Source organism: Variovorax sp. V93 (assembly GCF_041154485.1).
In the GTDB taxonomy this organism is placed as follows: Bacteria; Pseudomonadota; Gammaproteobacteria; order Burkholderiales; family Burkholderiaceae_C; genus Variovorax; species Variovorax beijingensis_A.
The window spans coordinates 5,112,623-5,132,282 of sequence record NZ_AP028669.1 but is presented as its reverse complement, the minus strand read 5'-3'; the positions used below and the strand labels follow the sequence as shown (position 1 = coordinate 5,132,282).

Below are 19,660 nucleotides of genomic sequence, written 5' to 3'. Positions count from 1 at the left end.
ACCTCGGTGCCGGTTTCTACGAACGGAAAATCAGTGGGGGAAGGGCCAGAGCCGCAGCTTTTCCTTGCCCGTGGACCACAGCCGCGCCAGGCCGTGCGGCTCGACGATCAGGAAGAACACGATCAGCGCGCCGAAGATCATGGTCTCCAGGTGCGAGGCCAGTGCGGTCGAGATCGAGAAGCCCAGCCAGCCCGGCAGCTGGTTCAGGAAGAGCGGCAGCAGCACGATGAACGCGGCACCGAAGAAGCTGCCCATGATCGAGCCGAGCCCGCCGATGATCACCATGAACAGCAGCTGGAACGAGCGGTCGATGCTGAACGCCGCCGGCTCCCATGCGCCCAGGTGGACGAAGCCCCACAGCGCGCCCGCCACGCCGACGATGAAGCTGCTCACCGCAAAGGCCGTGAGCTTGGCGTACACCGGGCGGATGCCGATCACCGCGGCGGCCACGTCCATGTCGCGCATCGCCATCCACTCGCGGCCGATGGCGCTGCGCACCAGGTTCTTCGCGAGCAGCGCGAACACCACCACGAAGATGAGGCAGAACAGGTACTTCTGCACCGGCGACTCGATCGGCACGCCGAACACGTTGAGCCCCGCCACGCTCACCGAGCCCGACGACGAATTGTTGGTGAACCACTGGATGCGCAGGAAAGCCCAGTCGGTGAAGAACTGCGCCGCCAGCGTGGCCACGGCCAGGTACAGCCCCTTGATGCGCAGGCTCGGAATGCCGAACAGCACGCCGATCACCGTGGCGCACAGGCCGCCCAGCAGCAGAGACGCGATCAGCGGCATGCCGTCGATGCGCACCTGGAAGTTGTAGGCCGCATACGCACCCACCGCCATGAAGGCGCCCGTGCCGAGCGAGATCTGCCCGCAGTAGCCCACCAGGATATTGAGGCCCAGCGCCGCGAGCGACAGGATCAGGAAGGGCGTGAGGATGGCGCGCATCCAGTAGTCCGAGACGCCCAGCGGCACCACGATGAAGGCCACGAGCAGCAGCACCAGGATGGCGATGCGGTCCTGCGCGATCGGGAAGATCTGCTGGTCGGCGCGGTAGCTCGACTTGAACTGGCCGTTTTCTCTGTAAAACATTTCAGACCCGATCGATGATCTTTTCGCCGAACAGGCCCTGAGGCCGAACCAGCAGGAAGACGAGCGCCAACACATAGGCGAACCAGATCTCGATGCCGCCGCCGAGCATGGGGCCGAGATAGATTTCAGAGAGCTTCTCGCCGACGCCGATCAGCAGGCCGCCGATGATCGCGCCCGGTATCGAGGTGAGCCCGCCGAGGATCACCACCGGCAGCGCTTTCAGCGCCACCAGCGAGAGCGAGAACTGAACGCCCAGCTTGGAGCCCCAGATGATCCCGGCCACCAGTGCCGAGAAGCCCGCCACCGACCACACGATCACCCAGATGCGCTTGAGCGGAATGCCGATCGACTGCGCCGCCTGGTGGTCGTCGGCCACGGCGCGAAGGGCGCGGCCCGTGGCGGTTTTCTGGAAGAAGATCGCCAGCACCACCACGAGGCCTGCGGCCACCAGCGCGGCAACCAGGTCTTCCTGGCTCAGCAGCAGCCCACCCTGGAAGGTGCCCTGCAGCACCATCAGCGGTTCCTTGGGCATGCCGATGTCGATCTTGTAGATGTCGTTGCCGAAGATCGTCTGGCCCACGCCGTCGAGAAAGTAGGCAATGCCCAGCGTCGCCATCAGCAGCGTGATGCCTTCCTGGTTCACCAGCTTGCTGAGCGCGAGCCGCTCGATCAGCCAGGCCACGATCACCATCACCCCCATGGCCGCGATGAAGGCCAGGATGTTCGCGAGCACCTGGCTTTCGAAGCCGAACCACTGCGGGAACCATTCGGCGAAGCGCGCCATCGCAAGGGCCGCGAACAGCACCATCGCGCCCTGCGCGAAGTTGAAGACGCCCGAGGCCTTGTAGATCAGCACGAAGCCGATGGCGATCAGCGAATAGAGCATGCCGACCATGAGGCCGCCGAAGAGGGTTTCGAGGAAAAAGCCCATGTCAGTGCTCCACGCCCAGGTACGCCCGGATCACGTCTTCGTTGTTGCGAACCTCGTGCGGCGTGCCGTCGCCGATCTTCTTGCCGTAGTCCAGCACCACCACGCGGTCGGAGATGTCCATCACCACGCCCATGTCGTGCTCGATGAGAACGATGGTGGCGCCGAACTCGTCGTTCACGTCGAGGATGAAGCGGCTCATGTCCTGCTTTTCTTCCACGTTCATGCCGGCCATCGGCTCGTCGAGCAGCAGCACCTGCGGCTCCATCGCGAGCGCGCGGCCCAGGTCCACGCGCTTCTGAAGGCCGTAGGGCAGGCGGCCTACCGGCGTCTTGCGGTGCGCCTGGATCTCCAGGAAGTCGATGATGTGCTCGACGAACTCGCGATGCCGCAATTCCTCGCGCTCGGCCGGGCCCCAGCGCAGTGCCTGCGCGAACAGGCCGCTCTTCATCTTGAGGTTGCGTCCCGTCATGATGTTGTCGAGCACGCTCATGCCCTTGAACAGCGCCAGGTTCTGGAAGGTGCGCGCCACGCCCATCTCGGCCACCTGGCGCGAGTTCATGTGCTTGAAGGTCTGGCCGCGAAAGGTGATGGAGCCCTGCTGCGGCCAGTAGACGCCGTTGATGCAGTTGAGCATCGAGCTCTTGCCCGCGCCGTTCGGGCCGATGATGGCCCGCACCTCGTGCTCGCGCACGTTGAAGCTGATGTCAGTGAGCGCCTTCACGCCGCCGAAGCTCAAGCTGATGTTCTGCACGTCGAGGATGACGTCGCCGACTTTTCTGTTGCTGCTCATGCCGCGGCCTTCACGATGGGGAAGGTCCTGGCCTCGACGATCTTCAGCGTGGCGCTCACCGCGCCGGTGCGTCCGTCCTCGAACTTGACCTGGGTTTCGATGAACTGCTCGGTCCTCCCGCCGTAGAGCGCGCTGACCAGCACCGCGTACTTTTCGGCGATGAAGCCGCGCCGCACCTTGCGCGTGCGCGTGAGCTCGTCGTCGTCGGGATCGAGCTCCTTGTGCAGCACCAGGAAGCGCGCGATCTGCGTCTCGCCCATGCCGTCCTCGCTCGCAAGGTCGGCATTCACCTTGGCGATGCACTCGCCCACCAGCGCCAGCACCTCGGGCTTGCCGGCCAGATCGACATAGCCGCCGTAGGCCAGTCCGCGCCGTTCCGCCCAGTTGCCCACCGCCTCGAAGTCGATGTTGATGGCGGCGCAGACCTCGTCGCGCCCGTTGCCGAAGCACACGGCTTCCTTGATCTGCGGAAAGAACTTGAGCTTGTTCTCGATGTAGTTGGGGGCAAAGATCGCGCCGCTCGCGAGCCGGCCCACATCCTTCGCGCGGTCGATGATGCGCAGGTGGCCCTCGCTGTCGAGCACGCCGGCGTCGCCGGTGTGGAAATAGCCGTTGGCGTCGAGCACCTCGGCCGTGGCGTCGGGGCGCTTGTAGTATTCCTTGAGCACCGAGACGCCGCGCACCAGCACCTCGCCGTCGTCCGCGATCTTCAGTTCGATGCCCGGTGCCGCGGTGCCCACCGTCTGCAGCTTGACCTTGCCGTCCTGCTGCAGGCAGACGTAGGCGCAGGTCTCGGTCTGGCCGTAGAACTGCTTCAGGTTGACGCCGATCGAGCGGTAGAAGCGGAACAGGTCGGGCCCGATGGCCGCGCCGGCCGTGTAGGCCACGCGGATGCGGCTCATGCCCAGCACGTTGCGCAGCGGTCCGTAGATCAGCAGGTTGCCGAGGCCGTACATCAGGCGGTCGCCCAGGCTCACTGGCGCGCCGTTGAGGATGTCCGCACCCACGCGCTGCGCGAGCGCCATGAACTTGCCGTACAGCCAGCGCTTCGGAGCCGCCGCGTCTTCCATGCGGATCGACACGGCCGTGAGCAGGCCCTCGAAGGTGCGCGGCGGGCCGAAGTAGTAGCTCGGTCCGATCTCGCGCATGTCGTTCATCACCGTCTCGCTCGACTCCGGGCAGTTGAGCGTGAAGCCGCCCACCAGCCACTGCGCCACCGAGAACAGGTGGTCGCCCACCCAGGCCATCGGCAGGTAGCTCATAATGTTGTCGCCGGGCCCGAGCCTGTCGGTCTCCACGCCGCCGCGGCCCGCCGCGATGAAGCTCGCATGCGTCTGGCACACGCCCTTGGGCCGGCCGGTGGTGCCCGAGGTGTAGAGGATCACGCCGACATCGGTGGCCTCGCCACTGGCCACCGCGCGGTCGTAGTAGCCGACGTGGGCCTTGTCGAATTCGCGGCCCAGTTCGCGCAGCTGCTCGTAGCTCATGAGCCCGGGCTGGTCGTAGTGGCGCAGGCCCTTGGGGTCGTCGTAGATGATGTGGCGGATGCCGTGCTGCTGGTCCTTCTGCAGCTCGCGGCACTCGAGCAGCTTGTCGACCTGCTCCTGGTCCTCGACGATCACGAAGTCGATGGCCGCGTCCTGCAGCATGAAGACCATCTCGCTGGCCACCGCGTCCTGGTAGAGCGGCACCGGCACGCCACGCAGGCTCTGCGCCGCAAGCACCGCCATGTACAGGTGCGGGCGGTTGGCCCCCACGATGGACAGGTTGTCGAAGGGCTTGAAGCCCAGGCTCGCGAGGCCGCAGGCCATTTCGCGCACTTCCTGCGCCACGGCGCTCCAGCTCCAGGTTTGCCAGATGCCGAGGTCCTTCTCGCGGATGGCGGGCGCCTGGGGCTGGGTTTGCGCGTGCGCAAGCAGCAGACGGGGAAAGGTGGGGGCGGTGGTTTGCACAGTGGGCGGATCGTAGGCCCCACTTTGACGCCAGGTTGTCGTTCCAACGACAATCCTAGGGACACTACTCCCCGGAGTTTCCCGATGCCTCACGGCAATTCCCAACACAGCGTGCTCGGCGGTTCGATCAAGGACCGCGTGCGATCCGCCAACGCTGCCGAGCTCGACGGCATTCCCTGGCTGCCCACGCTCACACCGGCCGAGCGCCGCCGCGCCGAAGCTGCGCTGGTGGTGGGCGAGGCCGAGGTCGGCGACCTGGTCTGCCGCGTCGGCCGCTCGCCCACCTACTGGTTCGGCGTGGTCGAAGGCCTGCTCAAGATGAGCAACGACAACGCCGACGGCGGCTCCGTCACCTACACCGGCGTGCCGCCCGGCGGCTGGTTCGGCGAAGGCACGGTGATGAAGCGCGAGCCCTACCGCTACAACATCCAGGCGCTGCGGCGCAGCGTGGTGGCGGGGCTGCCGATCGAGAGCTTCCACTGGCTGCTCGATCATTCGATCGGCTTCAACCGCTTCGTGATGAACCAGCTCAACGAGCGGCTCGGGCAGTTCATCGCGGCGCTCGAGATCGACCGGCTCAACAACCCCGACGCGCGCGTGGCGCGCAACCTCGTGTCGCTGTTCAACCCGGTGCTCTATCCGGGCGTGGGCGAGGTCCTGCGCATCACGCAGCAGGAGCTGGCCTACCTGGTCGGCCTGTCGCGCCAGCGCGTGAACGAGGCGCTCAACGGCCTGTCGGCAGAGGGGTTGATCCGCGTGGAGTACGGTGGGCTGCGCGTGCTCGACCTGCCGGGCCTGCGCGCGAGCGCGATGAGCGGCCGCAAGAACGCATCCGCCGACACCGGCATTGACATTGAAGAACGGGAACGCAAGCCATGAGCCTCGACGACCAACTCCGCATCGTGCCCGCCGATGCCGACCTGGCGGGCTATGTGCCGCCGCCTCGACAACCTTCGAAGAACGAAGAAGAAGGCCCGACGCCCGAGCAGCTGGCGCAGCGTAACGCCGCCTTGAGCGAGCGGCTCGAAGCCATGGACGAACTGCTCGCCAGGCCGCTCAAGGACATCCTGGCCGACCATGAGAAAGCCGAACAGGCCGCGCTCGCATGGGATCGCTTCGGCGCCATGTGGATGCTCTCGCAGCGCGCGATGCGGCGCGTGGCCATGGACCTGGGCGCGCAGCTCGGCGTGAGCGAGCATGAGATCGTCGAGCGCGCGATGGGGCATGCGAACGCGGTGCTCAATGGCGCCGACGAGCACGACCTGGACGGAACGATTGCGCCGGCGCAGATGGCGCATATTGCGCGCCATCGGGGGTTTTTGAGGGGGCAGTTTCGCGGCGGGTAGGGTGGGCGGCGCGCACCTATTTCGCCATTGCCTTCGTGGGCACCATGATGTGGGCATAGGGCGTTCCCTTCCACATCACCCACGGACCACCCTTGGTCCAGTCCGTCGGATACGACTCGAGCTGACTCGCCTCCGTCGGCAGGATCATGATGTGCGGTCCGCTCACGACCCACTGGTTGTCAGCCGTTCGTTTGGTCGCATAGGGATCGGTGTTGCTGGCGCCCTTGTCGCCATTGAGCATGTAGGCCACGCCCACCGCCTGCGGCTTCGGCGGGTCTTTCTTGTTCATCCAGGCGTCGCCCCAGGCCTGCCACGTCTTGTCGAGGCACATCGAATCGCCGGCGAGATCGAGCATGCACATCCAACCATTGGTGCCGGGGCGCAACTCCCTCATCTTGCCGTCGGCGCCCATGGCCATGACCGCGGCATGGCGGCCGATGTCCGGCGGCGCGGCACTCGTTGCCTTGCTGATGGCGGCGGCGTCGGATTTGGCTCCGCCGGCCTTGGCCATGCCCTTGTGGCTGGATGGGGCTGGTTCCTGCGCCACCGCGGTCACGGTAGCGAGCATGAGCGCGGCGCTCAGGGCTGCAATGATCCTTAGCATGATGCCTCCTGACCCAGGTTTGGGTAAAGCAAAAGTATTACGTTCTGCAAGCTCAGCCTAGTGCTGGAGCGGTGAGTTGTCAAATGGCGGAAACGCGAGCGGACCGGCGAACGAGAATGAGCCAGGCCATCACCCGCAGGATCGGCATCTTCTATATTCACCGGCTCCGTCGAACGGCTTTCCCGACCCTCATACATCGCCCATGCCCACCTCTCATCTCTACCTGATCACCGGCGCTTCCCGCGGCCTCGGTCGCGCCATGGCCGAGCAGCTTCTCCAGCCCGGCAACCTGCTGCTGTGCATCTCGCGCCGCCAGAGCCCCGAACTCGCCGGTCAAGCGACCAAGGCAGGCAGTGGCGTCGAACTCATGCAATGGGAACAGGACCTGGCCGACCCGGTTTCGGCCGCTGCGCGCGTGCGCGACTGGCTCGCCTCGCAGGACGCCCGGCGCTTCGACAGCGCCACGCTGATCAACAACGCCGGCACGGTGGGCAATCCGGCGCCGCTCTCGGCCGCGGCCGATGGCGATCTTTCGCAGGCGCTGCGCATCGGCCTCGAAGCACCGATGCTGCTGACGGCCGCCTTCCTGGGCGCGACCCGCGAATGGCGCGGCACGCGCAAGGTGCTGAACATTTCGTCGGGCCTCGGGCGCAATGCCATGGGAAGCCAGGCACCCTACTGCGCGGCCAAGGCCGGCATGGACCACTTCTCGCGCGCCGTGGCGCTCGAGGAGGCCGCTGCACCGAACGGCGCGCGTATCGTCTCGCTCGCGCCCGGCGTGATCGACACCGACATGCAGGTGCAATTGCGCGGCGCATCGGCCGAGAAGTTCCCGGACCGCACGCGCTTCGTGAGCATGAAGGAGGAAGGCCGGCTCGACAGTCCCGCCACCGCCGCGGCCAAGGTGCTCAAGTACCTGGCGCGCGAGGACTTCGGCCGCAACCCCGTGGCCGACGTGCGCGACCCGGCCTGAGCGCCAGCAAGGCGAGCACACCATGGCCACCGCAAAGTCGATCGATACCGGCGACTACAAGCTCTTTCCGTCGCCGAGGAACGTGCACCGCGTCATCTTCGAGCACCAGGTCTTCGTGCCGTATCCGTACGCGCTGATCGTGATGGACGAGTTCTACTTCAAGGGCCGCTACAGCCTGTTCTCCGCCTGCCGCCTGAGTGACGGCAAGATGGGCCAGGTGGCGACCTTCGAGCTGGCATCGGACGTCGACATCTTCAACAAGAAGTTCACGCCGGACTGAGCCCGCATTTCTCCCTCCCCTTCCGGGGGAGGGTTGGGGTGGGGGCACGGCGGCATCACTACAGCAAGAACCGGTCGCGCTGCGCCTGCGCGCATTCGCCCATCACGGCCAGCGAGCGCTCCACCGCCGGCGTGCCGAGCACGAACGGGTTCGCGGCCGGCGCAGGCTGCTGCCGCAGGGCGGCGAGCCTGGCTTGCGAGCCATCGATGTTCGAATGGTTCGACAGCAGCACGTCGACACGCTGGCTCTGCGCGATCGCACCCATGCGCTGCGTGGCGCCGATGTAGGCGTCCAGCCGCGGCACGTCCTTGCCGAAATTGAAGCCCGTGCCGCCCCAGAGCATCGCGCGGTGCTTGCGCCCGCCTGCGCTCACGTCGAACACCGGCGAGAGCGTGCCCATGGTGTGGCCCGGCGTGAGGTATAGCGTGACGCTGGTGTCGCCGAGCGTGATGCGGTCGCCGTCCTTCACCGAGATGTCGCGCTTGGGCGGCGCGCCCCAGATCGGCGTCGCGAACTCGAGCCGGGTTTCGGTCATGGTCCAGTCGGCCTCGCTCATCACCACGCGCGCGCGGTACTTCTGTGCAAGGTAGCCGGCACCGCCGTAGTGGTCGCCGTGGCCGTGCGTCACGATCACGTACTTGATCTGCGCCGGGTCGAGCCCCAGCCTGCGCATGCCGCCCTCGATGAGCGACGCGGCCTCGGCCTGGGTGTTGAGCGCATCGATCAGGATGATCCCCTGCGAGGTCTTGATCGCCCAGGCGCTGACCCAGTCGGCGCCCACGAAATACAGGTTGTCGAAGGCCTGGCCCGGCGGCGGCGCGGGCCGGTTGATGAATGCGGTGAGGCTCTTGTCGAGCGCGTCCTGCGGCGGCCGGGCCGCGGGGGCGGGCTGGCACAGGGTCAGCAGGGGCTTGAGGTCGGTGCCGGCCGCGCGCGTGGCGGTGGCCACGTGGGCCGCCACGCTGGCCTCCGAGGGGGTGGCGGCCAGCGGCGCGGTGGTACTGGGCGGTGTCTGCGCGCAGCCCTGTGCCAGTGCGGCAACCGCTGCCAGGGCGGCGGCCTTCAGCGGGAGGGCGTTCTTCGAATTCTTGCGCTGTGCTGCCATCGGTGTCTCCGTGCCGTCGCTGCGGCCTGTGGTGGAGACGCCATTGTGCGGCGGCCGCGCTTATTCGATGGTCGCGCCCGAGGCTTGCACAATGCCCTTCCACTTCTCGTAGTCGGTCTTCAGCAGCGTCTCGAACTGCTCGGGCGTCATGCCCTGCGGCTCGGCGCCCTGCGCGACGATGGCGGCCTTCATCTCGGGCGTGGCCAGCAGCTTGTTGACTTCGGCATTCAGCGTGGCGATCACGTCCTTCGGCGTCTTGGCGGGCACGAAGAGGCCATACCAGGTGGACACGTCGAAGCCCTTGTAGCCCAGCTCGGCCACGGTGGGCGTCTCGGGCAGCGAGGTGCTGCGCTTGGCCGAGGTCACGGCCAGCGGGCGCAGCTTGCCCGCCTTGATCTGCGCCAGCGCCGAGGGCACCGACGACACCATCAGGTCGACGTTGCCCGCGAGCACGTCCATCATGGCCGCGTTGGAGCCCTTGTAGGGCACGTGGCGCATCTTGATCTGGGCGGCACCGTTGAAGATCTCGCCGGCCAGGTGGATGGTGGTGCCGTTGCCCGGCGAGCCGTAGGTGACGGTGTCGGGCGCGGCGCGCGCGGCTTTCACCACGTCGTCGAGCGTCTTGAACTTCGAGTTGGCCTGCGTGACGATCACCACCGGCGTGTAGGCCACGTGGGCCACGGCCGTGAGGTCCTTCACCGGGTGGTAGCTCAGGTTCTTGTAGAGCCAGGGCGCAACGACCATGTTGTCCTTCTGGCCCATCACGATGTCGTAGCCCGTGGGCGCGGCGCGCGCGGCCTCCGCAATGCCGATGGTGCCGCCGGCGCCGCCGCGGTTGTCGGGCACCACGGTCCAGTGGTTGGCCTCGGTGAGCTTCTGCGCGACCAGCCGCGCCAGGATGTCGGTGCCGCCGCCGGGCGGGAAGGGCACGATCATGCGAATGGGCTTGGTGGGGTAGGACTGTGCCTGCGCAGGGGCGGTGAAGGCCAGGGGAAGTGCCAGCGCGAGGGCCAGCGAGCAGGTGAGCTTGCGGATCATGGGTGTTGTCTCTGTATCGGAGCGAATCGGGGTTGCAGACTTTAGTCCTCGCCGGACACTGCACCGGGGGTGCAGTGTGCCGGAACCGGCGTCGCCGGGTTTTCGTGGTTCGCGATGGGCCTCTTCTCGGGCTGCGGCGGCTGCGCAATGTGCATTGCTTCACGAATTGTGCGTGTGCGTTCGCGATGACTACTTTGGGCTGCTTCCGGGCCTGCAACAGCGGCTTACATAATCTTCCAACAAAACGGCCCCCCAGCCTCTGAGGGCGGCCAGGGAGCTTTCATGTCAATGTTCGATCGCGCGAGCTTGCTCGCCCGTGGCTTGCCCGCGCCTGCGAAAAGGCGCGTCACCCTGCACTCGCCCCTGGGCGAAGCCTTGCAGTTCCACCGTCTGGTTGGCCGCGAGGCGCTGCACCAGCTCTTCGAATTCGATCTGGACCTGCTGGGCCGCAGCCACGCCATCGATGCGAGGGCCCTGCTGGGCGAGCCCGCCACCGTCGTGATGGAGACCGAGAGCGGCGCCCCGCGCTACCTGGCCGGCCTTGTCACCCACTTCGGCCTCACGCAGGTGGACGCCCGCCAGTCCTTCTACCGGATGACGCTGCGCCCCTGGCTGTGGCTGGCCACGCGGCGCAGCGACCTGCGGGTGTTCCAGGACCAGACCGTGCCCGACATCCTTGCCGAGGTGCTGGGCAGCTACGGCCATTCCCTCGAAAAGAGGCTCAGCCGCGACTACCGCACCTGGGACTACTGCGTGCAATACCAGGAGAGCGACTTCGACTTCATCTCGCGCCTGTGCGAACGCGAAGGCATCTACTACTACTTCAGGCACGAAGCCGAGCGCCACATCCTGGTGTTTGCCGACGACATCGCCGCCTCGCACGACCCCCTGCCCGGTGGCGACACCGTGCGCTTCCATCCCTCCGAACAGGCGGGCATGACCCGAGGCAGCGGCGCCAGCCCGGGCGAGCGCATCTACGAATGGAAGACCGGCGAAGAAATCCGCGCCGGTTTCCATGCCACCAGCGACTACGACTTCCTCAAACCCAGGGCGGACCTGTCCAGCCTGCGGCAAATGCCCGCCGGCCACGCACACGACAAGCTCGAGCGCTACAACTGGCCCGGCGGCTACACGAAGCACGACGACGGCGAGGCCTATGCGCGCATCCGCACCGAAGAACAGGCCAGCGGGCGCAGCACCGCGAGCGGGCGTTCCAACCGGCGCGACCTGGCGCCGGGCTGCACCTTCCAGCTCGCGCACCATCCGCGGGACGACCAGAACCAGCCCTACCTCCTGACCAGTGTCGACTACGAGCTGCAGGAAAACCTGCAGGCCAGCGAAGGCGCCGCCCCGTCCGAAGGCTCGGTGCAGCGCTTCGCCTTCGAGGCCCAGCCCACGAGCTATGCCTGGCGCCCACCGCGCACCACGCCCAGGCCGCGCACCTGCGGGCCCCAGACCGCCGTCGTCGTCGGTCCGCGCAACCAGGAGATCTGGGCCGACCAGTACGGCCGCGTCAAGGTCCAGTTCCACTGGGACCGGCTCGGCCAGCGCGACGAGAACTCCAGCTGCTGGGTGCGCGTGTCCATGGCCTGGGCCGGCGCGACCTTCGGCGCGGCCGCCCTGCCGCGCATCGGGCAGGAGGTGGTCGTCGATTTCCTCGGCGGCGACCCCGACCACCCCCTCATCACCGGGCGCGTGTTCAATGCCGAGCACATGCCTGCATGGCACCTGCCCGCCCAGACGAACCTCTCGGGCATACGAAGCTGCGAACTGGGCCTGCAAGAGCGCTCTGGCGGCACGCGCGGCAATCACCTGGCGCTGGATGACCATCCCGGGAAGATCCAGGTCCAGCTCAAGAGCGATCACCTCAGCAGCAGCCTGAGCCTGGGCCACGTCGGCCGCATCGACGACGCGGCGGGCCGCAAGGACGACCGCGGCGAGGGCGCCGAACTGCGCACCGACGGCCACGCCGCCGTGCGCGCGGGCAGGGGCCTGCTGCTCACCACCGAGACACGCTCCCATGCGCAAGGCCACATTACCGACCTCAGCGAAACAGCCGCGCGCCTGACGGCTGCGCGCGACCTGCATGAGCGCCAGAGCCAGACCGCCCAGCAGGCCAAGGCGCACGAGGCGGGCGACCAGGACGCCGTCACCCGCGTTCTCAAGGAACAGAACGATGCCATCAAGGGCAGGGGTGGCGACGGGCAGGAAGACCGGTTTCCGGAACTCGACGAACCTCACCTGGTAATCGCCAGCGCGGCGGGCATCCAGAGCACCGCGGCAGGCGCCACGCACATCGCGAGCATCACCCACAACGCGTTGAGCAGCGGCGGCCACACCAGCATCAGCGCGGGCAAGAGCCTGCTGGCCAGCGTGAAGGAGGCCGTGCGCGTGTTCGCCTACAAGTCCATCCGCCTGACCGCGGCCACCGCCGGCATCGACATCGCCGCGCTGGAGAAAGGCATCAATCTCTTCGCCAGGCTCGACATCAACCTGGGAGCCGAAAAGATCAGCATCACCGCCAAGGACGAGATCCTGATCAACGGGGGCAGCAGCTTTACGCGGTGGAATGCCTCGGGGATCGTGCATGGCACCAGCGGGGTGTGGCGCGAGCATGCGGGCATCCACAGCCTGGCGGGGCCGATGAACATGGAGAAGCTTCTACGGATGCAGGGCGTCAGCCATGACGACAAGTACAGCGTCCGCTTCGCGCCGCTTGGCAGCGACGAAGTCTTCAAGCATCTGGAAATGGCGGGGCTGCCCTACAAGATCCTGGACGAGCGGCAGGCGGTCAAAGCCGAAGGAGTCATTCCGGACGACGGGCGGCTTCCAAGAATCACCTTCGAGACGCCCGATGAGGCGACGTTGATCGTGGGCGAAGAGACCTGGGATTGGAGCCCGGTTCCCACGATGCGCACGGAGCAGGCCAATCCCGATATGGCCGACGCAGAAAGCGAGGATGCGGACGACGATCCGCCTGACATCGAAGACTCGAGATTCTTTGCGCAACCGGAAGGAGGGGCGGGCCTGAACCACTTTCTTTCTGAGTCAGTGGTCGAAGCTCATCTGAACGGGTTGGCCTGAGTCCTTGGATCCGACATGTCAAAGCTGATATCCGCAACCTACCACCCCAACATCGAAGTCGCAGAGTTCATCTGCGAGGACGGCCGACATCTGCTGCGCTCCGGCGGAACACTGCCATGGCGAATCAATAACCCTGGCGACTTGACCGCTCGAATGGTGGATGGCGTGCCCGCTCCCAAGAAGGCCAAGGGCTACGTCGGGTTCGCCACCACCAAGTCCGGCAGAACATTCCTGATCTTCCCCGATGAGGATTCCGGGCGGACGGAACTGAAGGCCAACCTGAAACGCCTGCATGGCAACCGAACCATCCCCGAAGCCATTCCGGTCTACGCCCCCAAAGGGGAAAACAACACGGAAAAATATACAGACGACCTGCTCCGGACAAGCGGCATTCCGGGCGACCGGAAATTAAGCGAATGCACCGATGCAGAGCTTGAGAAGATAGTGGACAGCATCTCGGAAATCGAGGGCTACCACGCGAAACCCGAAACCCGGAAAGAAACCTGGGTGGTCGTGAGCACGATCAACGCCACCAACGGCAGCCAGCCCTTGCCCGATACGGAAATCATCCTGCAAAAGGGAGACAGGGAAGAAAAGGTCAAATCCGATGCCACAGGGCGCTTCCCGCTGGTAATTCACCCTTCGGACAAGGCCCCTGTGCATGTCAAGGTCACAGACCCGAAAACCAAGGAGCCGGTGACGGTCGGAACGATTCAAGGCGACGCCGGCCAAGACTTCAATCTCTTGGCGAAGTTCAGAAAATGGAAGGGCGTCGCGGGCTCGGAAAAGATCAACAGCTCCATGCCCGGCCAGAAAAAGCCGATGAGCTACGTGGTGCAACCCGGAGACAGCCTAGGGAAAATCGCAAAACTGTACCGCACCAGTGTCGCAGCGATCAAGGATGGCAACGGCCTGAGCAGCGACCGGATCTATCCTGGCGAAGTGCTGCTGATCGGGGGGAGCGGCAAGGAAGCCGGCCCGGCACAAGGGGCTCCAACGGCCGTGGCACCAAAGGCTGTTCCAGCAAGCACGCCAGCAATTCCGAAACCCCGACCTCGTCCCGCAGCCCCGCCGGCAGCGCCCATCCCGTCAAGCACGCAACCCTCGGATTCGGAGCGATCCAAGGAAGGAACGGGAAAGGTCTTGGCATTGATCAATCCTTTTCCTGGTCGAGCTCCTTGGATGCCTATTGCTATCGCGGAAGCGAAGCTGAGGGCGGGCGAAACTGAAGCCACTCTGCAAGACAAAATCAACTATCACATTGAAGTGAACGACGGCTTGAAATCTTTGGACGGGAACAGCAACGCATGGTGCGCCGCTTTCGTTAATTGGTGCCTGTCACAAGCAAAGTATCCGATCGACAACATCAGCTTTCCAAATCACAGGACCGCGAAAGCACGTGCACACGGCTTTTACGAAGTAGACGGGCCTAAGGAAAAATCTGAAAAAGTAGCACGAATAATTCGAAACCCTTTGTTCGTGGAATTGGATAGACCAATATACGGCGCTATCGCGATGGTCACGTCAAAATCCGGTCACGGACATCATGTCGGCTTCGTCTACGCAAAGTATGGTGGCGAAGATTTAATCCTCCTTGGAGGAAATCAGCGCAACCAGATAAGATTTTCTCCTTTTTCAAAGGAGGTGAGGGCTCCTGTGAAAGTAAAGGGAAAAAATGGAAAAATGGAAATAAAAAAATCGGGAAGTTCGGATTATTTGAAATACTTTGTCCCCACCTCTTATCATGAGCAAGCCAAAAAAGATCTAAACGATCCCGGATTGGAGGAGGCGAATTCTGTGTCATTGAATCTGATGTTGGGAATACCTCCCGACAAACCAAAAAAAAGCGCAAGTCAATCAAACAGAGATATTTTGTAATAGGAGGCGCGTGTGATGAATTTTTTGTTCTTCAAAAGTGTGGTTTTTGCATCTTGGGCCGCCTTTTTGTTTGGTTTTTCTTTGAACTCATTTGCGGGATATAGGGATGATCGACTTGTAGTTTGGGTGAACCTGGAGAAGGGGGTCAAGGGGTTGAATGTTGATGAGGTAATTCGTGATTTCATACGTTCGGGCCGGGTTGATTCGAGTTGCGGCGTGCGTTGGGAGCAGTGGGGGTCAACCTTGTATATGAAAAAGCGCCCTGATGGAATTACCGACGATCTGATTCGAAAGGTTTTTATTGAAAAAGACAGGCCATCGCTTCAGCGTTTGAATCACTTGCTAAAATCGTTCAAAGACCCCGAAATTGGGGTGGATGAAGGATTGGATGGAGTCGTGGTTTACTCCAGCAAAGGTGGGCCTCACATGATGAATTTCATAAGAGGCAGGAAGAAGGTCAAAAGCTATTCGTTGGCTTCGAACAATTCCTTGGTTAAGGCTCAAGATGTCGAAGAAGCGTTTTGTGTGCTTTTGCCTCCCACAACCCGCGCGCCATAGAGCTTTCGGTTGCCCCACGGGTCGCGCGAGCAAACTAGCCCGGTATTGACACGGGCCACCGCGAGTCAAATACTCCACCAAATGGTTGAGTATTTTTGGCTCGCCCGCCGCGCTTCCACTGCGCGATGGGCTTCACAGGAGACTCTCATGCTCGGAAACATCAACGCGGTGGCCAATCTCGCGGTGAAGGATCTCGCCGTGGCGCGCCGCTTCTATGAAGACACGCTGGGCCTGGCGCAGGTCGATGCCGAGGGCGACGAGGTGATCGTCTACCGCAGCGGCAACTCACGCGTCAACGTGTACCGCTCGGCCTTCGCGGGCACCAACCAGGCCACGGCCGTGACCTGGCCGGTCGATGGCGATATCGAGCGGCTCGTGGCCGCGCTCAAGGCCAAGGGCGTGCGCTTCGAGCACTACGACATGCCCGGCGCAAGGCTCGAAGGCGACATCCACGTCATGGGCGACATGAAGGTCGCGTGGTTCAAGGACCCGGACGGGAACATCCTGAACCTCATCAACGGCTGAGCGCTCAGCCGAAGTTCTTTGCCGCGAAGTCCCAGTTCACCAGCTTGGCCAGGAAGGTCTCGACGAACTTCGGGCGCAGGTTGCGGTAGTCGATGTAGTAGGCGTGCTCCCAGACGTCCACCGTCAGCACCGGTGTGTCGCCGGTGGTCAGCGGCGTGCCCGCGGCGCCCATGTTCACGATGTCCAGCGAGCCGTCGGCCTTCTTCACCAGCCAGGTCCAGCCCGAACCGAAGTTGCCCACGGCCGACTTCACGAACGCTTCCTTGAACGCGTCGTAGCTGCCCCACTTGGCATCGATGGCCTTGGCCAGCGCGCCGCTCGGAGCGCCGCCGCCCTGGGGCTTCATGCAGCTCCAGAAGAAGGTGTGGTTCCAGATCTGGGCGGCGTTGTTGTAGATGCCGCCGCTGGACTTCTTGACGATTTCCTCAAGGGGCATCGATTCGAACTCGGTGCCCTTTTGCAGGTTGTTGAGGTTCACCACGTAGGCGTTGTGGTGCTTGCCGTAGTGGTACTCGAGGGTTTCCTTCGAGTACTCGGGTGCCAGCGCGTCGAGGGCGTAGGGCAGGGGCGGCAGGGTGTGTTCCATGGTGGGTTTTTCCTTTCGGGGTTAGAAATCGAATCGAATCAGGGCGCGCTCTTCGGGCTCACCTGGTAGGCGCAGCGCCGCGCGCCCGCGAGCACGTGCTCGACGCGGCTCACGCTCACGCCGGGGCCCAGCACTTCGTCGAAGAGCTGCAGCTCGCTGCGACAAAAGCCGGTGCAGGCGCGCGCCGCGGCGCAGATGGGGCAATGGTTCTCGATGAAGAGGAAGCCGTCGCCCTCGGGCCGGAACTCGGCCATGTAGCCCTCGCGGCTGCGGATGTCGGCCAGCCGCTCGAGCTTGTTCTTGAGGCTGCGCGTGCCGCGCATGGCCTCGCGGTAGTTGGCGCGCATGGCCTCCTCGCGCGCGCCGATGAGCCGGTCCATGCCCTTCTCGCCGAACACGCTGATCACGGCGCTGATCATCTGCACCGTCATCTCGGCATGCGTGTCGGGAAAGCGCGCGTGGCCGGCGCCGGTAAGGCGCCATATCTGCGTGGGCCTGCCGCGGCCCGCGGGACGGCTCTCGGCATCGACCAGGCCCTCGGCCTGCAGCTTGGCCATCTGCTGGCGCACGGCCTCCACCGTGACGTCGAGCACCTTGGCGATGTCGGGAATGCCGAGCGCGCCACGGGTCTTGAGCGTGGACAGGATGCGGTCCGCCGGCTGGTGCGGCATCCAGGCGGGCTTGGCGTCGAGGGGGCGCGAGGTCATCTTTCTTATTCAAAGAAGCTGCTTTGATTATCAAGCGGCGGCCGAGGTGTTGTCGAGCCCTTTGGAAAAGAGGGGACGCTTTTACGGTTTCTTTATGCGCCCTGGCCGACTCTGTTTCCCGTTTTTACGGACGCCTGCCGAGACTCGAGTCCTTGTTTTCGCTTGAGGAGTGATGAATGGACTTCGTCTGGATGGGCGCCCTTCTGGCGCTGGGGGCCGTGGCCGCGGCCATGGCCGTCGGGCTGGACCGGCTTGGCGCGCCGAAGAATGCGGCGGGAACGGCGCAAGGGGACGCATCGTGATCGGCCTCGAAGCGCTTTACGGCTTCGGCGCGCTGGTGGCCGTGCTCCTGTTCGCGTACCTCGTGTTCGCGCTGATCTGTGCCGAGGAGTTCTGAAATGACTTCTTCCGCATGGGGCCTGTTGGCTCTTTTTCTGGCCGCACTGCTGGTGTTGGCCTGGCCTGTCGGCAAATTCCTTGCCGCGCTGTGCAACGAGCGCGTGCCGCGCTGGATGCAGCGCGTCGAGGCGCCGCTCTACCGGCTCGCAGGCACGCGCCCCGAGCAATCGATGCACTGGCTGCGCTACGCGCTCGCGCTGCTGGCCTTCAATGCCGTGGGCGCGGTCTTCGTCTATGCGCTGCAGCGCCTGCAGGGCTGGCTGCCGCTGAATCCCGCGGGCATGGGCGCCATCTCGCCCGATTCGGCCTTCAACACCGCGGTGAGCTTCGTCTCCAACACCAACTGGCAGGGCTACGGCGGCGAGTCGGCCATGAGCTATCTCACGCAGATGCTTGGGCTCGCGGTGCAGAACTTCTTCTCGGCCGCGACGGGCATCGCGGTGGCCTTCGCGCTGATCCGCGGCTTCGCGCGGCGCGGCGACGGCAAGGCCAAGGGCCTGGTCGGCAACTTCTGGGCCGACCTCACGCGCATCACGCTGTGGGTGCTGGTGCCGCTGTCGTTCGTGCTCGCGGTGTTCTTCGTGAGCCAGGGCGCGATCCAGAACTTCGAGGCCTACAAGACCGTAGACACGGTCGAGGCCACGGCCTTCCAGCAGCCGAAGAACGGTGCCGACGGCCAGCCGCTGAAGAACGAGAAGGGTGAGCCGGTGATGGAAGACGCCACCACCAGGACGCAGACGCTCGCCATGGGGCCGGTGGCTTCGCAGGAAGCCATCAAGATGCTCGGCACCAACGGCGGCGGCTTCTTCAACGCCAACTCGGCGCATCCCTACGAGAACCTGACCGCGCTCAGCAACCTGCTGCAGATGCTCGCGATCTTCCTGATCCCGGCGGCGCTGTGCTTCACCTTCGGCCGCGTGGTGGGCGACCTGCGCCAGGGCTGGGCGGTGCTCGCGGCGATGACGGTGATGTTCGTGGCCGCGGTGATGGTCGTCATTCCCGCCGAGCAGGCCGGCAATCCGCTCTTCGGCGCGCTCGGCGTCGACCAGCTGCATGGCGTGCTGCAAAGCGGCGGCAACATGGAAGGCAAGGAAGTGCGCTTCGGCATCGATGCCTCGGCGCTCTTCGCCGCCGTCACCACGGCCGCCTCGTGCGGCGCGGTGATCGCGATGCACGACTCCTTCACGCCGCTTGGCGGCATGGTGCCCATGGTGCTGATGCAGCTGGGCGAGGTGGTGTTCGGCGGCGTGGGCAGCGGCCTGTACGGCATGCTGATCTTCGCGATGCTCGCGGTGTTCATCGCGGGGCTGATGATCGGCCGCACGCCCGAGTACCTCGGCAAGAAGATCGAGGTGCGCGAGATGAAGCTGATCTCCATCGCCATCCTGGTCACACCTGTGCTGGTGCTGGCGGGCACGGCGGTGGCGGTGCTGGCCGGTGCGGGCAAGGCCGGCATCGCGAACCCCGGCGCCCACGGCTTCTCCGAAATCCTCTACGCACTGAGCTCGGCCGCCAACAACAACGGCAGCGCCTTCGCGGGCCTCTCGGCCAACACGCCGTTCTACAACGGCCTGCTCGGGCTTGCGATGTGGCTCGGCCGCTTCGCGGTGATCGTGCCGGTGCTGGCCATTGCCGGCTCGCTCGCGGCAAAGCAGCGCCTGCCCGTCACTGGCGGCACGCTGCCCACGCACGGGCCGCTGTTCGTCTCGCTGCTGATCGGCACGGTGCTGCTGGTCGGCCTTCTCAACTACGTGCCGGCGCTGGCGCTCGGACCCGTGGTCGAACACCTCGTGCTCTGGAAATGAAGGA

General features: G+C 64.9%; 20 protein-coding genes. 11 read left to right on the top strand and 9 right to left on the bottom strand.

The features are described 5' to 3' along the window. Window positions 1–30: 30 nt before the first annotated feature. Genes ACAM54_RS24385 through ACAM54_RS24370 form a run of 4 tightly spaced genes read right to left on the bottom strand, consistent with a single transcriptional unit; the run spans window position 31 to window position 4,768 of the window. The gene (locus tag ACAM54_RS24385; RefSeq protein WP_145739410.1) at window positions 31–1,095 is read right to left on the bottom strand and encodes a branched-chain amino acid ABC transporter permease; all 1,065 of its coding nucleotides are present in this window, start codon (window positions 1,093–1,095) and stop codon (window positions 31–33) included. Window position 1,096: 1 nt separating this feature from the next. Next, entirely contained in the window at window positions 1,097–2,026 is a 930-nt protein-coding gene (locus tag ACAM54_RS24380; RefSeq protein ID WP_145739411.1) for a branched-chain amino acid ABC transporter permease, read from the bottom strand. 1 nt (window position 2,027) lies between these two features. After that, complete coding sequence (locus ACAM54_RS24375) at window positions 2,028–2,816, bottom strand: ABC transporter ATP-binding protein (RefSeq protein WP_145739413.1); 789 nt, start codon at window positions 2,814–2,816, stop codon at window positions 2,028–2,030. After that, complete coding sequence (locus ACAM54_RS24370; protein ID WP_145739414.1) at window positions 2,813–4,768, bottom strand: long-chain fatty acid--CoA ligase; 1,956 nt, start codon at window positions 4,766–4,768, stop codon at window positions 2,813–2,815. The genes ACAM54_RS24375 and ACAM54_RS24370 overlap by 4 nt, the downstream gene beginning before the upstream one ends. Before the next feature lie 84 nt (window positions 4,769–4,852). Between ACAM54_RS24370 and ACAM54_RS24365 the strand changes: the two genes are divergently transcribed. Both ACAM54_RS24365 and ACAM54_RS24360 read left to right on the top strand, forming a co-directional pair. Then, window positions 4,853–5,647, top strand: coding sequence for a Crp/Fnr family transcriptional regulator (locus ACAM54_RS24365; protein ID WP_369649213.1), 795 nt, complete (start codon window positions 4,853–4,855; stop codon window positions 5,645–5,647). After that, window positions 5,644–6,114 (top strand): hypothetical protein, encoded by a 471-nt coding sequence (locus tag ACAM54_RS24360; protein ID WP_192325464.1) that lies wholly within the window; start codon window positions 5,644–5,646, stop codon window positions 6,112–6,114. The genes ACAM54_RS24365 and ACAM54_RS24360 overlap by 4 nt, the downstream gene beginning before the upstream one ends. A 16-nt stretch (window positions 6,115–6,130) precedes the next feature. Here the strand turns inward: ACAM54_RS24360 and ACAM54_RS24355 are convergent, their stop codons facing one another. Continuing rightward, window positions 6,131–6,718 (bottom strand): hypothetical protein, encoded by a 588-nt coding sequence (locus ACAM54_RS24355; protein WP_369649212.1) that lies wholly within the window; start codon window positions 6,716–6,718, stop codon window positions 6,131–6,133. Between the two features lie 202 nt (window positions 6,719–6,920). Between ACAM54_RS24355 and ACAM54_RS24350 the strand changes: the two genes are divergently transcribed. Together ACAM54_RS24350 and ACAM54_RS24345 are read left to right on the top strand one after the other, a co-directional pair. After that, window positions 6,921–7,691: an SDR family NAD(P)-dependent oxidoreductase gene (locus tag ACAM54_RS24350; RefSeq protein ID WP_369649211.1), complete on the top strand. Its 771-nt coding sequence runs from the start codon at window positions 6,921–6,923 to the stop codon at window positions 7,689–7,691. Window positions 7,692–7,713: 22 nt separating this feature from the next. Then, complete coding sequence (locus tag ACAM54_RS24345; protein ID WP_015867751.1) at window positions 7,714–7,971, top strand: hypothetical protein; 258 nt, start codon at window positions 7,714–7,716, stop codon at window positions 7,969–7,971. Between the two features lie 58 nt (window positions 7,972–8,029). Here ACAM54_RS24345 and ACAM54_RS24340 read toward each other — a convergent pair whose 3' ends face one another. Further along, window positions 8,030–9,076 (bottom strand): MBL fold metallo-hydrolase, encoded by a 1,047-nt coding sequence (locus ACAM54_RS24340; RefSeq protein WP_369649210.1) that lies wholly within the window; start codon window positions 9,074–9,076, stop codon window positions 8,030–8,032. Between the two features lie 60 nt (window positions 9,077–9,136). Then, window positions 9,137–10,114, bottom strand: a complete 978-nt coding sequence (locus ACAM54_RS24335) for a Bug family tripartite tricarboxylate transporter substrate binding protein (protein WP_369649209.1) — start codon at window positions 10,112–10,114, stop codon at window positions 9,137–9,139. Window positions 10,115–10,396: 282 nt separating this feature from the next. Between ACAM54_RS24335 and ACAM54_RS24330 the strand changes: the two genes are divergently transcribed. The 4 genes from ACAM54_RS24330 to ACAM54_RS24315 all read left to right on the top strand — a co-directional run bounded on the left by ACAM54_RS24330 (window position 10,397) and on the right by ACAM54_RS24315 (window position 16,159). Continuing rightward, window positions 10,397–13,198 carry a type VI secretion system Vgr family protein gene (locus ACAM54_RS24330; protein WP_369649208.1) on the top strand — a complete coding sequence of 934 codons (2,802 nt, stop codon included), beginning with the start codon at window positions 10,397–10,399 and terminating at the stop codon, window positions 13,196–13,198. Window positions 13,199–13,213: 15 nt separating this feature from the next. Beyond that, entirely contained in the window at window positions 13,214–15,076 is a 1,863-nt protein-coding gene (locus ACAM54_RS24325; RefSeq protein ID WP_369649207.1) for a LysM peptidoglycan-binding domain-containing protein, read from the top strand. A 15-nt stretch (window positions 15,077–15,091) separates the two neighbouring features. Then, complete coding sequence (locus ACAM54_RS24320) at window positions 15,092–15,634, top strand: hypothetical protein (protein WP_369649206.1); 543 nt, start codon at window positions 15,092–15,094, stop codon at window positions 15,632–15,634. Between the two features lie 147 nt (window positions 15,635–15,781). After that, on the top strand, window positions 15,782–16,159 hold the full coding sequence (locus ACAM54_RS24315) for a VOC family protein (RefSeq protein WP_369649205.1): 378 nt from the start codon (window positions 15,782–15,784) through the stop codon (window positions 16,157–16,159). Window positions 16,160–16,163: 4 nt separating this feature from the next. Here the strand turns inward: ACAM54_RS24315 and ACAM54_RS24310 are convergent, their stop codons facing one another. Further along, a complete protein-coding gene (locus ACAM54_RS24310; RefSeq protein ID WP_145739444.1) occupies window positions 16,164–16,745 on the bottom strand; it encodes a superoxide dismutase in 582 nt (193 codons plus the stop codon). Between the two features lie 38 nt (window positions 16,746–16,783). Beyond that, complete coding sequence (locus tag ACAM54_RS24305) at window positions 16,784–17,452, bottom strand: helix-turn-helix transcriptional regulator (RefSeq protein ID WP_369649204.1); 669 nt, start codon at window positions 17,450–17,452, stop codon at window positions 16,784–16,786. 176 nt (window positions 17,453–17,628) lie between these two features. Between ACAM54_RS24305 and ACAM54_RS24300 the strand changes: the two genes are divergently transcribed. The 3 genes from ACAM54_RS24300 to kdpA are packed head-to-tail and all read left to right on the top strand — an operon-like array spanning window position 17,629 to window position 19,656. Further along, window positions 17,629–17,754, top strand: coding sequence for a hypothetical protein (locus ACAM54_RS24300; RefSeq protein WP_369649203.1), 126 nt, complete (start codon window positions 17,629–17,631; stop codon window positions 17,752–17,754). Continuing rightward, window positions 17,751–17,849, top strand: a complete 99-nt coding sequence (gene kdpF / locus ACAM54_RS24295) for a K(+)-transporting ATPase subunit F (protein ID WP_145739447.1) — start codon at window positions 17,751–17,753, stop codon at window positions 17,847–17,849. Before ACAM54_RS24300 ends, kdpF begins: the two co-directional genes overlap by 4 nt. A gap of 1 nt (window position 17,850) precedes the next feature. Next, a complete protein-coding gene (kdpA, locus tag ACAM54_RS24290) occupies window positions 17,851–19,656 on the top strand; it encodes a potassium-transporting ATPase subunit KdpA (RefSeq protein WP_369649202.1) in 1,806 nt (601 codons plus the stop codon). Window positions 19,657–19,660: the final 4 nt, after the last annotated feature.

What these genes read in the sequence shown, in the direction of transcription:
- ACAM54_RS24380 (WP_145739411.1), bottom strand. Translation starts at nt 2,026, where the DNA reads ATGGGCTTTTTCCTCGAAACCCTCTTCGGCGGCCTCATGGTCGGCATG.
- ACAM54_RS24375 (WP_145739413.1), bottom strand. Translation starts at nt 2,816, where the DNA reads ATGAGCAGCAACAGAAAAGTCGGCGACGTCATCCTCGACGTGCAGAAC.
- ACAM54_RS24330 (WP_369649208.1), top strand. Translation starts at nt 10,397, where the DNA reads ATGTCAATGTTCGATCGCGCGAGCTTGCTCGCCCGTGGCTTGCCCGCG.
- ACAM54_RS24365 (WP_369649213.1), top strand. Translation starts at nt 4,853, where the DNA reads ATGCCTCACGGCAATTCCCAACACAGCGTGCTCGGCGGTTCGATCAAG.
- ACAM54_RS24310 (WP_145739444.1), bottom strand. Translation starts at nt 16,745, where the DNA reads ATGGAACACACCCTGCCGCCCCTGCCCTACGCCCTCGACGCGCTGGCA.
- ACAM54_RS24350 (WP_369649211.1), top strand. Translation starts at nt 6,921, where the DNA reads ATGCCCACCTCTCATCTCTACCTGATCACCGGCGCTTCCCGCGGCCTC.
- ACAM54_RS24305 (WP_369649204.1), bottom strand. Translation starts at nt 17,452, where the DNA reads ATGACCTCGCGCCCCCTCGACGCCAAGCCCGCCTGGATGCCGCACCAG.
- kdpA (WP_369649202.1), top strand. Translation starts at nt 17,851, where the DNA reads ATGACTTCTTCCGCATGGGGCCTGTTGGCTCTTTTTCTGGCCGCACTG.
- ACAM54_RS24300 (WP_369649203.1), top strand. Translation starts at nt 17,629, where the DNA reads ATGGACTTCGTCTGGATGGGCGCCCTTCTGGCGCTGGGGGCCGTGGCC.
- ACAM54_RS24355 (WP_369649212.1), bottom strand. Translation starts at nt 6,718, where the DNA reads ATGCTAAGGATCATTGCAGCCCTGAGCGCCGCGCTCATGCTCGCTACC.
- ACAM54_RS24325 (WP_369649207.1), top strand. Translation starts at nt 13,214, where the DNA reads ATGTCAAAGCTGATATCCGCAACCTACCACCCCAACATCGAAGTCGCA.
- ACAM54_RS24385 (WP_145739410.1), bottom strand. Translation starts at nt 1,095, where the DNA reads ATGTTTTACAGAGAAAACGGCCAGTTCAAGTCGAGCTACCGCGCCGAC.
- ACAM54_RS24320 (WP_369649206.1), top strand. Translation starts at nt 15,092, where the DNA reads ATGAATTTTTTGTTCTTCAAAAGTGTGGTTTTTGCATCTTGGGCCGCC.
- ACAM54_RS24360 (WP_192325464.1), top strand. Translation starts at nt 5,644, where the DNA reads ATGAGCCTCGACGACCAACTCCGCATCGTGCCCGCCGATGCCGACCTG.
- ACAM54_RS24345 (WP_015867751.1), top strand. Translation starts at nt 7,714, where the DNA reads ATGGCCACCGCAAAGTCGATCGATACCGGCGACTACAAGCTCTTTCCG.
- ACAM54_RS24335 (WP_369649209.1), bottom strand. Translation starts at nt 10,114, where the DNA reads ATGATCCGCAAGCTCACCTGCTCGCTGGCCCTCGCGCTGGCACTTCCC.
- ACAM54_RS24315 (WP_369649205.1), top strand. Translation starts at nt 15,782, where the DNA reads ATGCTCGGAAACATCAACGCGGTGGCCAATCTCGCGGTGAAGGATCTC.
- ACAM54_RS24340 (WP_369649210.1), bottom strand. Translation starts at nt 9,076, where the DNA reads ATGGCAGCACAGCGCAAGAATTCGAAGAACGCCCTCCCGCTGAAGGCC.